The sequence below is a fragment of the Pontibacter harenae genome (genome assembly GCF_020907245.1).
Taxonomy (GTDB): domain Bacteria; phylum Bacteroidota; class Bacteroidia; order Cytophagales; family Hymenobacteraceae; genus Pontibacter; species Pontibacter harenae.
The window spans coordinates 38,952-53,247 of the sequence record NZ_JAJJWH010000013.1; the positions used below are offsets into that span (position 1 = coordinate 38,952).

12 protein-coding genes are annotated in these 14,296 nt (G+C 43.8%); 5 read left to right on the forward strand and 7 right to left on the reverse strand.

What is annotated here, in order from left to right:
* Nucleotides 1-76: 76 nt before the first annotated feature.
* From LN893_RS08910 to LN893_RS08920, 3 genes are all read right to left on the reverse strand, one after another.
* Complete coding sequence (locus LN893_RS08910) at nt 77-1,177, reverse strand: glycoside hydrolase family 26 protein (protein WP_369427666.1); 1,101 nt, start codon at nt 1,175-1,177, stop codon at nt 77-79.
* A 178-nt stretch (nt 1,178-1,355) separates the two neighbouring features.
* Nucleotides 1,356-2,216, reverse strand: coding sequence for an aminotransferase class IV (locus LN893_RS08915; protein WP_229969466.1), 861 nt, complete (start codon nt 2,214-2,216; stop codon nt 1,356-1,358).
* Nucleotides 2,203-3,336: a DmpA family aminopeptidase gene (locus LN893_RS08920; RefSeq protein WP_229969467.1), complete on the reverse strand. Its 1,134-nt coding sequence runs from the start codon at nt 3,334-3,336 to the stop codon at nt 2,203-2,205. Before LN893_RS08920 ends, LN893_RS08915 begins: the two co-directional genes overlap by 14 nt.
* 405 nt (nt 3,337-3,741) lie before the next feature.
* Here LN893_RS08920 and LN893_RS08925 point away from each other — a divergent pair, with 405 nt between their 5' ends.
* From LN893_RS08925 to LN893_RS08945, 5 genes are all read left to right on the forward strand, one after another.
* Nucleotides 3,742-4,299: an RNA polymerase sigma factor gene (locus LN893_RS08925; protein ID WP_229969468.1), complete on the forward strand. Its 558-nt coding sequence runs from the start codon at nt 3,742-3,744 to the stop codon at nt 4,297-4,299.
* Nucleotides 4,300-4,800: 501 nt separating this feature from the next.
* Nucleotides 4,801-5,268, forward strand: coding sequence for a GbsR/MarR family transcriptional regulator (locus tag LN893_RS08930; RefSeq protein ID WP_229969469.1), 468 nt, complete (start codon nt 4,801-4,803; stop codon nt 5,266-5,268).
* A gap of 66 nt (nt 5,269-5,334) precedes the next feature.
* Nucleotides 5,335-6,687, forward strand: coding sequence for a TolC family protein (locus LN893_RS08935; protein WP_229969470.1), 1,353 nt, complete (start codon nt 5,335-5,337; stop codon nt 6,685-6,687).
* A 20-nt stretch (nt 6,688-6,707) separates the two neighbouring features.
* Nucleotides 6,708-7,760: an efflux RND transporter periplasmic adaptor subunit gene (locus tag LN893_RS08940; protein ID WP_229969471.1), complete on the forward strand. Its 1,053-nt coding sequence runs from the start codon at nt 6,708-6,710 to the stop codon at nt 7,758-7,760.
* A gap of 36 nt (nt 7,761-7,796) precedes the next feature.
* Entirely contained in the window at nt 7,797-10,970 is a 3,174-nt protein-coding gene (locus LN893_RS08945) for an efflux RND transporter permease subunit (protein ID WP_229969472.1), read from the forward strand.
* 139 nt (nt 10,971-11,109) lie between these two features.
* On the opposite strand, the gene LN893_RS08950 is transcribed toward LN893_RS08945, so the two are convergent.
* The 4 genes from LN893_RS08950 to LN893_RS08965 all read right to left on the reverse strand — a co-directional run bounded on the left by LN893_RS08950 (nt 11,110) and on the right by LN893_RS08965 (nt 14,290).
* Nucleotides 11,110-11,775: a porin family protein gene (locus tag LN893_RS08950; RefSeq protein WP_229969473.1), complete on the reverse strand. Its 666-nt coding sequence runs from the start codon at nt 11,773-11,775 to the stop codon at nt 11,110-11,112.
* A gap of 333 nt (nt 11,776-12,108) precedes the next feature.
* Nucleotides 12,109-13,029, reverse strand: coding sequence for a hypothetical protein (locus tag LN893_RS08955; RefSeq protein WP_229969474.1), 921 nt, complete (start codon nt 13,027-13,029; stop codon nt 12,109-12,111).
* Nucleotides 13,026-13,205: a hypothetical protein gene (locus tag LN893_RS08960; RefSeq protein WP_229969475.1), complete on the reverse strand. Its 180-nt coding sequence runs from the start codon at nt 13,203-13,205 to the stop codon at nt 13,026-13,028. The genes LN893_RS08955 and LN893_RS08960 overlap by 4 nt, the downstream gene beginning before the upstream one ends.
* Nucleotides 13,205-14,290, reverse strand: coding sequence for a toxic anion resistance protein (locus tag LN893_RS08965; RefSeq protein ID WP_229969476.1), 1,086 nt, complete (start codon nt 14,288-14,290; stop codon nt 13,205-13,207). Before LN893_RS08965 ends, LN893_RS08960 begins: the two co-directional genes overlap by 1 nt.
* Nucleotides 14,291-14,296: the final 6 nt, after the last annotated feature.

Here is a 14,296-nt window from a genome sequence, read left to right on the forward strand (position 1 = left end):
CTCCTTAAACGACAGAGGCCACTCTGTTTCCACAGCGGCCTCTGTCGTTTAAAGTATAATAGGAGGAGCAGTTATTTTACTTTCTCTTCTTATTATAAATATTCTTCAAATCCTTTTCAAACAAAGTATAAGGATCATTGTAAAACTCAAGAAAGTCAGGAATGCTCGGGTGCCCAGGGAAAGGTGCATAATAGTGCGTAGGACTTCGCACATCGTTTCGCCACACCAACACGTAAGCCAGTTGCAGATCATCTCGTTTCATTACTTTCAGCAGCGTCTCCGTCCACCAGGTAGGGTTAGGAATAGATTCCAGGCCTGTTTCGGTAAAAGCAGCTAACTTACCATGTTCTTTGGCGTAATCAGAAACAATTTTAAGTTTTCTGGCAGCTGTTTCAATGTCATAGCGGTCGCGGCCCATGTCGCCGTAGTTATCCATGCCCACCATGTCTACCCACTCGTCGCCAGGATACCTTTCCAAAAATTCAGCTTCAGAGTCGAATTTAACATCGGGAGAGAAGGCATAAATAAAGTTGTGCACATCCAGGCTGTCGCGCAGATAAGAAACCGTAAAGCGCCACAAAGAAATAAACTCCTCCCTTGATGTATAAGGTTTACCCCACCAGAACCAGCCACCGTCAAACTCATGATATGGCCTGAAAATAACAGGCGCCAACGTTCCATCTTTACCTTTTAGGCTGTTGGCCCACTTCCCTATGCCGCTCAGAATCTCTTTGTATTGCTCATGTGCCTCACCGCCAGGTATAATATACTTTACAGCAGGTTTCGAGAGAGAATCAACCCAATAAAAACCACCGCCAGAAACGGGATTTGAAAAATGCCAGGCAACTGTTGTTACACCGCCACGGTTATAAGTATCTACCACGTTCTTCCTAAGCGCATCCTTTGCTTTCTGTACAGCTTCGGGTGGTCGGCCAGAAAAACCGCTAAAGTCTACACCGATAACAGCGGGATGTGAGCCCACCACAGATTTCACATCAGAACGATCTTCATCGCCAGCCCAACCATGCCCATACTCGGTAGCATGCTGGTGTCCGAATAAGGTATGCTTCTTCGAAAGCTTTTTCATATTTTTAAAAAGAGCCTTTGTTTCTCTGGTGGCCTTTTTATCTATAGGTTTGTTTTTCTGTGCATGCACCAGCCCAAAACCAAGTAGCACCAAAAGGATTGAAAGTAGACTTATTTTTTTCAAGAGTAGTTATTTAGAACGAAATTTCTTTTCTGCAATATACCTGAAGCAGCAATGCTGTTCAAGTAAATGCCATACCTGTATACTTTCGGCACTTATAAAAAGCGTGCACGCAAAACAAACAGTACTCCTCTTTTACCCCCTTTTTTTACCCTTTAACCAAGGCAGTTAAATGCTGCTCTTCAAGCGTTATCAATTCATCCAACAACGAAAGCGTGATGGCACCAGGTTTACCGTTCCCAATCACATTGGCACCCACTTGTACCACGGGCAAAATTCTTTTGGTCGTGCTTGTCAAGAAAGCCTCTTTTGCTTCCTTTATATCCGCCAAGGTTACTGTCCCCTCTTCTACTTTATACTTTTTGCTGGCAAGTTCTAATACATTCTTTCTTGTTACTCCATAAAGCACATCCTGGCTCGGAGTAACGATAGTATCATCTTGCTTTACGATAAAGAAATTGCAGCGCGGCAACTCTGTCACTTCGCTATTACGCTGATATAGCACATCCTGAGCTTCTTGTGCTTTTATTTCCTTTATCAGCCGAACACCCATGGTATAGTTAATAGTTTTAGCCGCAGGAATTTCCCGCACATACGCATGCGTAATTATCTTCAGACCTTTGGCTATTACCTCCTGCCCAGGCAGCGCAAGTGGCTGCTGAATCATGATAAAGTTAGGTTCAGCAGGATCGTATCCATTAGCTGAATAGCCTCCTGTCAAAATCATTTTTATACCAGAAGTTCCAAAATTGTTTTTCTGAATAAGCTCATAAATTTTGGCTTTCAGTTCATCTTTAGAATAGATTACAGGCAGCTCCATCATTTTGGCAGATTGGTAAAACCGCAGCAGGTAATCATCCAGAAATAAAGGATGTCCGTCCTCCACCTTAAAGAAGTCGAATATGCCATAACCACGCTGAACTGAAAGGTCGCCTACGTGCAGGAAAGCTTTACTTAGAGGTATAAACTCCCCATGAATAAATGCATAAATTTCGCTAGTTGAGTGCATTGTGTTTCTTCATTATTTTGATCACTTTTTCTACTGGTAGCGCCTCAACCACACGGCCTTCTTTTCCCTTCATGGTTTCAGCTTTAAAAAGAGAGTTGATGATGGCTTCCTCCGTTGCCTCAATTGTAGCCATAAACAAAGGAGACATTTCGTCGTTGCGAAGCAAAGTTACTGTTTGAGTTTTTTCTGAGGTAGTATATGGAATTCGCAAATCAGGGTGAGAGGAAAAAGCAATGACATAATCTCCGCTTCCGTTCGAGGCTATGCCGCCTGTTTTTGCTAACCCCATAATGGCACGCTTTGCCATACGTTCCAGGTTACGAGCATCCACGGGCGCATCGGTCGCCACCACAATCATACATGATCCGTCTGCCGATTCCATGATCTGCTTGCTGTAAGAAAACTGTCCGAGTGCTTCTCCTACGGGTACGCCATCAATTTGCAGATTGCCGCCGAAGTTAGATTGCACCAGCACCCCTACCGTATAGCCGCCAAGGCTCTGGGGCAGCTTTCGTGACGAAGTGCCTATACCTCCCTTAAAACCAAAACAAACGGTACCTGTACCTGCTCCTACATTACCTTCCGCTACCGCACCTCCTGTTGCATGCCGCAAGGCCTCTGCCAGATGCACCTCATTTATATGCCTGCCTCTTATATCGTTCAGGTAGCCATCGTTTGTCTCTCCCACTACGGCATTTACCGACTGCACCCTTTCATTTCCAGGCTGCTCCAACACAAGCCCGACCATGGCGTTCATGGCTGTACCCACACTTAAAGTGTTTGTTAAAACTATAGGTGTTTCCAAGTTCCCCAGTTCCTGCACTTGCGTACTGCCTGCCAGTTTACCGAAGCCATTCCCAACATAAACTGCAGCAGGTACTTTATCCTGAAATACATTCCCGCTGTGCGGCACCACTACTGTAACTCCTGTACGCACATCATCTGCTTGCTTGATGGTAGTGTGGCCAACTTTTACACCTGGCACATCTGTAATGGCATTATACTCACCTGTTGCAAGCACTCCAATCTTTACACCGAATGCTCTTGCTCTTTTGCGCTCCTGCCCTAAAGCATGGTAAATCATTCCGAACAACAGCAGAAAAACAAAAAGTAGCCTCATGATATGGATTTTTAGTATCTGACTCTGTAAGTAAAGCTATCAGAAAATTTGTTGCAGGCAAAACCCACAGCTCTATTACTACAGTTAACAAGCAAACAAAAAGCTTTTAAATTATGGCGAAGAAGAACTTAACACACAAACCCACCTATATACTGCTATCATTACCAGACATTGAAATGAACTTGCGGCACTGTTTTCCTCACATACCGTCGCAGCTTTTCGAAACAAGAAGTGGAACTATGCCATAACAACTCAATATGAGCAAATACTCACAACTACTCCTTAACATTAAATTAATTTTACCGTATAATGCGCAAGTGCTCACTTTTAATTTTGTTATTTCAAAATAATGTTGCACCTTAGCGATTGAAAGTCTGTCTCTGGTTAGCCACTGTGAAGTCCTGAATGATGAATGAGCTACAAGCATGGGAAAACTTAAGAAAAGGAAGCGAAGCTGCCTTCTCTCTAATTTACAGAAGACATGCTCCACTTATGCTTCGTTACGGGCACAAGCTGAGTAATGATAGCGATATTGTAAGAGATAGTGTACAGCAGGTATATTTAAACGTGTGGAACTCACGTGAACGTCTTGGAACACCAGTCTGTGTCAGAACTTATTTGCTAAAGGCACTAAGGAGAGAATTGGCTAAGCGGCAAACGCATTTAGCTTTTCCTTTACCCGAAGAGCATTTGCTTCCGTCGGAGCCACCGTACGAAGCAACCCTTATTATTGAGCAAATGCAGGAACAGACACAGCATGTGGTAAGAGCATTGTTATCTCAACTTCTGGAAAGGCAGCGGGAAGCCATATTCTTAAGGTATTTCGCAGACCTGAATGCAAAGGAAATTGCCCAGATTATGGGAATTGACCAAACATCGGTTTACAAGCTTATTTATAAGGCGCTCGACAACCTGAACAGCTACATGAATAAAAGCAAGCTAATGTTTAACGTAAGTATTTGATTGAATATAAGCTAACTATAAATATAGAATTTTCTCATAACACATATAAGCCTAACTACATTTTACACTAACTATACATAAGTCTAACGCTCTATTTTCTAACTATTTTTCGATTAACTAATACCGCACACTAACTATTAATCATTTTGTAAGTCTAACTAGTTGATTGTTTCTAGGGGCTGTCCGTAATTCGGAGCAGCCCCTTTTAGCATTATAGGACATCAGCACATCAACCCGTTCAAAGTGCCCACTCCCACCCTAATCCAGAAGAGCTGATAAAACTTTTCACAATAAACCAGAGCAATCTTCTTAAAAAAGAAACCAACATCTACCCAACTATTGTCTATCAGAAAGTCCCAGTTTTAAAAAATATTTTCTCCCTCGGTTAAACATTTTTTCAACAGGTAAAAATATTATGGAAAGTTAGTTCTTAAAATTATGAACTAATGAAACTAAGTTTTAACTTTGCATCGTTACTCATAAGTGAATACAACAGAAAAGATGAATTTGACGGATCAACAGCGAACGCTGATAGAGCAAATAGGTGTTTGGCATGAGAACAACGGCATACAACCAGCTGCTGCTCGTGTGATGGGGCTAATGATTGTTAGTGATAAGAGGGAGCTTACATTTGATGAAATAACAGAGGCACTTAGCATTAGCAAAAGCGCCACAAGCAATGCTCTTAACCTCCTTCTCAGGACAGAGCATCTGGAATACATTACCTTTCCTGGCGACAGAAAGCGCTACTTTAAGATGAAGATTTCGAACTGGCGCGAAGCTTTTACCAGAAAGATTGATGATCTAACTGGATTCAATGTTTTACTACGCCAAGTACTCGAAGTTCGAAATAGAAACTGCGACGAGAGTGATGAAGGCCTGCAAGACTTTATCAGTTTTTTAGACTACCTACACCAGGAACTCCCAAACCTACTGGCCAAATGGGAAGAACAGAATAAGAAGAGCTAATTCTTACGACTTTTAGTTCTTTTAATTCTAAACTAACTATACACCTAAAAACTAAATACTATAAACGTGAACACCAAATCTATTTTTGCAGGCTTGCTAGCGCTCCTTTTCCTGCAGCCTGCCTTTGCACAAACGCAGCCACAGGTGCAGGAATTTAACCTGCAAAAGGCTGTTTCTTATGCTCTGGAACATAACGAAGACATAAGAAAGGCTTCTTATGATGAACTGAGTGCACAGTACCTTATAAAAGAAGCGAAGAGTAACGGCCTTCCGCAGATCAATGGCTTTGGAAAGCTAGACATTTACCCTTCTATTCCTGTTCAGGTTATCCCGAACGTGTTTGAGGGTAAACCTGATGAGATGATTGCGGTACAGTTTGGCACCAAATACAATGCCCAGGGTGGAATTCAGTTTTCACAACTGCTGTTCAACAACTCTTATTTTGTAGGCTTACAGGCTGCCAAAAGTACGGATGACCTTTACCGCTTGCGCAAGCAGATGACTGAAGAACAGGTTATTTACAACGTCGGATCTGCTTATTTTCAGACACTACAGACTAAGGAGCAGTTTAGCACCATCAACGCTAATCTCGAAAGGCTGGAGCAACTGGAAAGAATCCTGCAGTTACAGTACGAAAACGACCTGGTTAAAAAAGTGGATGTGAACCGCATCAGAGTAAATAAAACTAACTTGGAAACACAGAAAGAAGCTTTAACCTCGGCTCTTGTACAGCAAATTAACCTATTAAAATTCTTTATGGGTATGCCTCTGGAGGAAAAACTAGTACTGGAGGAAGCGCAGATTTTGCTGGACCCACAGGTAGCCATGGCTAATAAAGATGCTGTTCTGCAGAAGCAAACACAACTACAGTTGCTAAGTAAGCAAAAAGAGCTTTCCGAGTTACAGACAAAGAACATCAAGTCTGGTTACTATCCTTCCCTTGCGCTTACTGGCACTTATTTATACTCTGCCCAACGCAAAGAATTTAACCTGTTCGATGGAAGCCAGCCGTGGTTTAATACAGGCGTGATTGGCCTGCAAATGAACGTTCCTATTTTCGATGGCTTCAGAAAGCATGCCCAGGTGAAGCAGAACGAATATGCTATAAAATCACTGGAGGCTGACCACGAGAAACTGCAGAACAGCACGCTGGTTCAGTTAGAAAACTCAGTTAGCCAATTACAGAATAGTTCTAATGCCATACAGGCGCAGGAGCGCAATGTAACGCTGGCACAAGAAGTATACGATACAACAAACCAACTTTATAAAGAAGGCATATCACCGCTTACAGATTTACTCGAAGCAGAAGTAAGCCTTCGCGAAGCAAAAACAAACCTGAATAACGAAATGCTGAAGTACAAGCTGGCACAGCTGAACTACCTGCAGGCAACAGGCGATTTATCAACATTAACAAAATAACAACACACTATAACAAAAAAATGAAGAAGCTGATTTATATCGTAATTGTTATCGCAGTTTTGGGAGTCGTTGGCTTTAAGCTAATGAGCAACAAAGAGCAAATGGCAGCGAAAGCAGCAGTAGCTGAAATAAAGAGCGATGCCATTCCTGTAGCTATAACAGAAGTTAAAAGTGCCAAGCTAGACAAGTCATTTACGGCACAGGGCAACTTTGCCCCAATCCAAAGCTTGACACTTTTGTCTGAAACACAAGGACAGATAACTAGGGTTTTAAAGCGCAGAGGCGACAGAGTAAAAGCTGGAGAGCTGTTGGTGCAGGTAGAAAACAACACCATGGCCGCAGACTTAGCTACAGCAGAAACAAACGCAGAAAAAGCGAAGCGAGACCTGGAGCGTTTTGAGAACCTGGCTGCTGGCGATGCAATCACTAAACGCCAACTGGAGGACGCACGCTTAGCTGCTAAGTCTACACAGGCGCAGCTGGTGGCTGCCCGCCAACGCTTAAACAAAACACGCATCACAGCCCCTATCAGCGGTGAGATAAACGAGATTTTTGTAGAAGTAGGTTCCTACCTAAACCCAGGAAGCAAGCTTTATGACATCGTGAATGTGGACAAACTAAAGTTGGTAGTAAAGGCTTCCGAAAGTGAAGTATTGCTCATCAGCAAAGGCGATAAAGTAACTGTGAAAGCAGATGCAGGTGCTAGCCAGGAATACGAAGGCATTGTTACTGCCATCGCTGCCAAAGCCGACCTTACCCTGAAATTTGATGTGGAAGTGGAAGTGAAAAACGCAGCCAACAATAACCTGAGAGCTGGTATGTATGGTACCGCTTATTTTGAAGTAGCCGACCAGCGCGATGCACTGTTGTTACCACGTGAAGCTATTGTTGGTAGCATTCAGAACCCTAGCGTGTACCTGGTAAAAGACGGTAAGGCTAGCTTGCGCAAAGTGAGTGTAGGTACTGTAACACAAGACCAGGTAGAAATACAGGAAGGTGTGCAGCCTGGCGAAAAAGTAGTACAAAGCGGACAGATTAACCTGCGTGAAGGGGTGAAAGTGTCTGTGCTTTAAGAACTGAAATATTCCTTTTAAAGAGAAAGTTTAGAAATGAATATAACCAAATTATCAATACAGCGATCAAGCCTGGTGGTGGTGGTGTTTACCGTCCTCACACTTCTTGGGGTTGTCAGCTACCAAGCGCTAAACTATGAGCTGTTACCTAAGTTCAGCCCGCCAGTGCTTACTATAAGCACTATTTATCCAGGTGCTTCACCTAACGAGGTGGAGAACTCTGTGACAAAGGAAATCGAAGATGCCTTATCATCGCTGGAGAACGTGAAGGAAATGAAAAGTACCTCTTTAGAGAGCTTTTCTATCATCACAATACAGCTGAACCAGGGCACCGATGTTGACCTGAGTTTACAGGATGCTCAGCGTAAGATCAACACCATTCTGGCGAAACTGCCAGAAGATGCCGATGCACCGACTCTGAACAAGTTCGACTTCGACGACCTGCCTATCATAAAAATGGGTGCCACAGCTAATATGTCGGCAACAGAATTCTATGACCTGATCGATAAAAAGATCAAGCCAGAGCTTTCAAGAGTACCAGGCATGGCAGCTATTAAAGTTCTAGGTGGCCAGGAACGCGAAATTAAGGTGAACATCGATGCGAACAAATTGGAGGCTTTTAATCTTTCTATCCTGCAGGTGCAGCAGAAGATACGTAATTCCAACCTCGATTTCCCTACAGGTAAAATAAAGCAGGAAAGCGGCCAAACGCAGATCCGTTTGGCTGGTAAGTTCCAGTCGCTGGACCAGCTGCGCAACCTGATTATCCGCGAAGACCAGAACGGTATAGTACGCTTGGCAGATGTGGCAGAGGTACAGGATACGCAGAAAGATGTTGAAGTACTGACCCGCGTTAACCAAAATGCTTCGGTAGGTATCACTATTCAAAAGCAGTCTGATGCCAACGCCGTAGAAGTAAGCCGCCTGACAAAAGAGGCACTAGCCAAACTAGAGCAAACATATGCTGCCCAGGGGCTGAAATTTAACCTTGCAAGCGACTCTTCAGACTTTACACTGGAGGCTGCCGATTCTGTAATGCACGACTTGGTGATTGCGGTAATACTTGTAGCCGTCGTAATGTTGCTGTTCCTGCACTCACTTCGCAATGCCGTTATCGTAATGATTTCCATACCTGCATCGTTGGTAGCAACCTTTATAGCGATGTACTTGCTTGGCTATTCACTTAACCTGATGTCTTTGCTGGCACTTTCGCTGGTGGTAGGTATCCTGGTAGATGATGCCATTGTGGTAATCGAGAACATTCACCGCCACATGGAAATGGGTAAAAAACCTGCACAGGCTGCTTATGATGGTATCCGTGAGATTATGGCGACTGTAACATCCATTACACTAGTAATCGTGGTGGTATTTATTCCAATTGCACTTTCATCTGGTCTAGTTTCAGATATCCTGCGTCAGTTTGCAGTGGTGGTAGCTATAGCAACTATGATTTCGTTGTTCGTAGCCTTTACCCTGATTCCACTTTTGGCAAGCCGTTTCTCTCGCCTGGAGCACATCTCCGATAAAAACTTCTTCGGAAGATTTATACTGGCATTCGAGCGCTTACTAGATAGAATAATCGAGGGTTTTACTGATACCTTGCAGTGGGCGTTTAACCATAAGTTTATTACGTTAGGCGTAACCATTTTACTGCTTGTCGCTTCGTTCATGCTGGTGCCATTTGGCTTTATCGGTTCAGAATTTATACCTGCCGGCGACCGTGGTGAAGTGAGCCTTCAGTTGGAGCTGCCTAAGAATGCAACAGTAGAGCAGACAAACTTTGCTACAAGGCAAGTAGAAGAATACCTTCAAACTATACCTGAGGTAGAGAAAGTGTTTACTACGGTAGGTACAACTTCATCGGCCCAGGCTGGACAAAACACCGCCTATAAGGCAGATGTATCTGTTACGCTGGTTGATGTAAAGGAACGCAGTTTCAGTACAGATCAATTTAGCCGCCAGGCCAAAGCTGATATCGAAAGCAAGCTGCCTGATGTTGAAGTAACGCCAGTTCCAGTAGGTTTGGTGGGTAACGCACAGGCTCCTATCCAAATCATTATTTCTGGTTCTAACCTGGACTCAGTGATGGCTTTCTCACAGCAGGTACTAGCTATCACGGAGAGTGTGGATGGTACTGTAGACACTGAAACTTCGGTTGAAGGTGGTAACCCTGAGATTGAAGTTGTAGTGGATCGCGACAAGATGGCAAATGTCGGCTTATCGCTGGAGAACGTGGGAGCAAGTATGCAGCTGGCTTTTAGCGGCAACTCCGACGTTACCTTCCGTTCTGGTACTGAAGACTATGACATCAACATCCGTCTGGATGAATTTGACCGCCGTAGCGTGACTGACATCGGCAACCTGTCTTTCGTGAACAACGTGGGACAGTTGGTACGCCTGGCGCAGTTCGCGGACATCAGGCAGTCAACTGGTCCGTCGCAGTTGGAGCGCTATAACCGTGTAACTTCTGTAAATGTTAACTCCCAGGTAATTGGCCGTCCTGCAGGTTCTGTGGGTGCTGAGATTCAGGAACAGCTAGCTAAGATAGAAGCTCCACAAGGTGTAGCCTATGAGTTTGGTGGTGACATGAAGAACCAGAGCGAAGGCTTCGGTACGCTGGGTATTGCCCTGCTAGCTTCCATCATCTTTGTATACCTGATTATGGTGGCACTGTACGACTCTTACGTGTATCCGCTGGTTGTATTGTTCTCAATACCTTTGGCTATTATTGGAGCCTTGCTGGCCCTGGCGCTGGCTGCCCAGTCATTGAGTATCTTCTCTATCCTGGGTATTATCATGATGATTGGTCTGGTTGCCAAGAACGCGATTATGGTGGTGGACTTTACGAATAAGCTTAAAGATGAAGGCGTGTATGTAAAAGATGCGCTTATCGAAGCAGTAAGAATTCGTTTCCGCCCGATTTTGATGACAACGCTGGCAATGGTGATAGGTATGTTGCCGATTGCCTTGGCAGGAGGCTCTGTGGCTGCAACTAAAAACGGTTTGGCCTGGGCTTTGATCGGTGGTCTGAGCTCATCCATGTTCCTGACGCTGATTGTAGTACCGATTATCTATTACGGCTTCGACCGTATACTTGCCAAGTTCGGAATGGATAAGAAAACCGCTATTGAGCTTGAAGATAAGTCACTGGAAGAACTAGAGCGCGAAACTGCACAGTTAGAAGAGCAGAAAATGGTACACGCTATTTAACTTAGATAGAATTTCTTGTCTGTAAAAGAGGCACCACGCTCGTGGTGCCTCTTTTTGCTTTCTACGTGTTGCTATAAAAAATCATCCTTGCTCCCACCAGGAACAAGGATGATTTTTTGTTGCTAAAGGATTTTGTTACCTACTGGCCAGAAGGTACTCTAATACCTAATGTCAGCATAAACACAGAATGACGGGCATTGGTAAGGTCGCCTTCAAAGTTCACATCCTCCTTCACAAAATCTGAAAAGGCACCGTTGTAGCGTACGCCAAGGCTGATTCCGTTTCGAGAGGTAAAGCCTAAACCAGCTGCATATCCGATCTCAAACTCCGAAAGGCCTTCTTTGCTTTTAGAGTCGTTGCTGCTAGCGATCAAGTTTCCGTTGCCATCGTAAACCTCTGTTTCGTTGTTCACACTAAGCAAGTAGCTCAACTGTGGCCCCAATTCAAAGTATAGCGGACCAGCTTTAATATTAGCCAATACTGGTAGGTCAAGGTAATTGTAGTTTACACTGCCTCTTCTACTTCGCTCCTGCAGCAACAGGTTTGTGTATGTCTCTTCACTTGTATTAAAGCCTTTTCTGGAATAAAGAAGCTCTGGTTGGATGGAAAAGAAATTTTCCACTACAGGAAAAGCTAACGTAACACCAGCATGAAAAGAAACTTTGTTCTCAAACATATTCTCGTCACGCAAATCTCCTGAAAGGTTAGAAAGGTTTGCACCTCCCCTAATACCGAAAGTGGCCTGCGCCTGCGCAGCCGCAAAAGAGGTTAATACAAAAGCAAATGCAAAAAGTAACTTCTTCATAAAATTTTAGTTAGTTCAAAATTTGAATTGGGCTATTTACGTGCCAAACTTAGCTTTGGTTTTTGCACCTTTTTCAAACTACTTTTCATATTTTATCAGCTTTACTTCCTATAGCACTGATTTTTAATGTACTAAAATACTTACAACTGCTTTCCCTAAAATAGAATAAGCCAAAACTTCAATAAACAACATAAACAAATATTTATATAATTATATGCTTTAAATAACTTTGACTGACAAAATTATTTAAAGCAGGATTAGCAAAGTAAGAATAACAACAGAAGCAAAATGTTGCATTAGAGTCGGCACACTATAAGATTTACGTAAATACATCTACAGCCCTCGACTCTGCATCTTAACAGGAAACAAGCGGTAGTTGATAAGATCTACGGCATAAGGGCAGCCCTTCAAACGAACAACTGGCACATAAGCGGCGGGGGTTAAACCGTGGCTATTAGGTAGCACCAGCATTGTGTTGCCAACATAAGAAAGGTCGGTTTTATACACACCTAATTTAGGAGCTATAGCTTGCAAAAAGTTTTCCTTTTCCTGCTCTGCAGATGTAAAGCATATCTCACCAGAGAGAACGCCATCGGCAGTAGAGGCTCTTTCGTAATGTACCTTTGAGTAAGTATCTATAGCAACATTAGGCAGCGCAAGACTAGGCACCTGTGTTCTGACAGTTGCAGTAGGCGCGGTAGCAGCCTGCCTTTTAACATGCCTGTCTGGTTCTGGGACACTATAAGTTTTACCGTTACCTTGAAATACTTCATTCTCAAACCGCTTGATGAGGTTTTCAGCCTCAGCTTCCAGCCTTGTGAAGATGTTATCGGGTTTGGGCACTGCTTTGGGCGGTGTGTTTTTGTCGGCAACTGGTTCTTTTACCTCTTCGGGCTCTGCTGGCACCGCAGTAATGGTAACGTGCCTTTCGTGCGCATCCAAAATGGCTTTAAAAGCATTGATAAAATGCTCTGTGTTCTGAAGGTGGAACAGCTCTAAATCATGTATGCGGCGCTTACTGATTAGGTAAGCATGTATGTTGCTCGTCTTGTCATAAACCTCTTTTATTTTGGCTTCGTGCGAGGTGCCTTTGTACCTGTTCAGTAGATTGTGGAGCAGGGCTAACCTGGCATTAGAGGCTTTGATATACTTTACATCTTTCGGATCGACACCCGCAGCACTTTTGCCAATAACAGTTCTGTTAGTTGGTGAATCATCTACTACGCCAAAAAAGGAACGCCAGAATTTCATCATTTAGTAAGCATTCTCTTAAGGTGCAGTGTCTCTATTTCGACCTCCACTTTTTCAGACTCTTTTATTTCTTCAAAGAAGTTATCCAGATTTTTAATATAAAGATCAAGCAGCTCATCCTGGTCAGGCGTCAGGATGTGCTGCTGTTTTACAACTTCCTTTTTACTTCTGCCAGCCATTATTCTACTTCAATCTTATTCGATTTGTTGAAAGTGCCGACAATCTTGCTGTTTAGTTCTTCCTGCACTGCCGCCAGTTCTTTTACAGCCTCTTCCCTTTTCTTTCTTCCTTCTTCCGATATCTTTATCACAGCATCCAGCGTCTCCACCATATCGCGGTTCACCTTCTTAAGTGTATCTACATCTACTATGCCGCGCTCATTTTCCTGTGCTGCATTCACCACATTGGTTTTGAGCAACTGCGAGTTCTTCAGCAGCATTTCATTTGTGGTATCCGTTACTTTTTTCTGAATCTCTAGCGCTTTTCGCTGCTTTTCCAGACCCAAGGCAATGGCTACCTGCTGTCGCCACACAGGTATAACTGTTACTATTGAGTTTTGTATTTTCTGCGCCAGCACATCATTCGTCGTCTGCAGCATCCTGATTTGCGGCATCGACTGAGTAGCTATAGTATGAGAAAGCGTAAAATCGTGTACCTTTTTCTCTAGCCGATCCTTGAAAGCAATCATGTCGCTGAGGCGCTGCACAGCCAGTTCATCCTGGTCACTTGCATCCACCTCGGCCTGCAATTTCGGTATCGTCTCGGTTTCAAGCTCCTCAATCTTCATCTTCCCCGCTGCAATCACAGCCCGAATCTCATGGATGTACTCTACCGCCTGATTGAACATTACTTCCAGGCTCGTGGTGTCTTTCATCACGCTCTGCCGTGTCTTTTCCAGCTTCACCACCACGTCGTCCACATTTTCAGAAATAGAATTATACTGGCTGGCAATCCGCTTAGACTTATCCACAAACTTGCGCATGAAAGGAATGCGCGACAGCATACCTGGCTTCTCCTCTTCGTCTATCTTCACCATGCTGATCTGGTTGAGCAGCTCGTTGATGGCGGTACCAGCATCGCCAGAGTCTTTGGCCTTTACCTTCGTCAGCAGCTCATTGGAGTAATAGCCTAGCTTGCGCTGGGTTTCTACGCCAAAGTTGCTAAGGCTATCTGGTTTGGTAGGGTCAATAGACTCAGAAATGGCTTTAGCTTTCTGCTGAATCAACTCTTTATTTTCGGCGATTGTGATATCCGTTTTTTCCATCTTATT

Coding starts and splice junctions, on each gene's coding strand:
- LN893_RS08915 (WP_229969466.1), bottom strand. CDS start 2,216: ATGCACTCAACTAGCGAAATTTATGCATTTATTCATGGGGAGTTTATA.
- LN893_RS08960 (WP_229969475.1), bottom strand. CDS start 13,205: ATGGCTGGCAGAAGTAAAAAGGAAGTTGTAAAACAGCAGCACATCCTG.
- LN893_RS08950 (WP_229969473.1), bottom strand. CDS start 11,775: ATGAAGAAGTTACTTTTTGCATTTGCTTTTGTATTAACCTCTTTTGCG.
- LN893_RS08920 (WP_229969467.1), bottom strand. CDS start 3,336: ATGAGGCTACTTTTTGTTTTTCTGCTGTTGTTCGGAATGATTTACCAT.
- LN893_RS08945 (WP_229969472.1), top strand. CDS start 7,797: ATGAATATAACCAAATTATCAATACAGCGATCAAGCCTGGTGGTGGTG.
- LN893_RS08955 (WP_229969474.1), bottom strand. CDS start 13,029: ATGATGAAATTCTGGCGTTCCTTTTTTGGCGTAGTAGATGATTCACCA.
- LN893_RS08940 (WP_229969471.1), top strand. CDS start 6,708: ATGAAGAAGCTGATTTATATCGTAATTGTTATCGCAGTTTTGGGAGTC.
- LN893_RS08930 (WP_229969469.1), top strand. CDS start 4,801: ATGAATTTGACGGATCAACAGCGAACGCTGATAGAGCAAATAGGTGTT.
- LN893_RS08925 (WP_229969468.1), top strand. CDS start 3,742: ATGATGAATGAGCTACAAGCATGGGAAAACTTAAGAAAAGGAAGCGAA.
- LN893_RS08965 (WP_229969476.1), bottom strand. CDS start 14,290: ATGGAAAAAACGGATATCACAATCGCCGAAAATAAAGAGTTGATTCAG.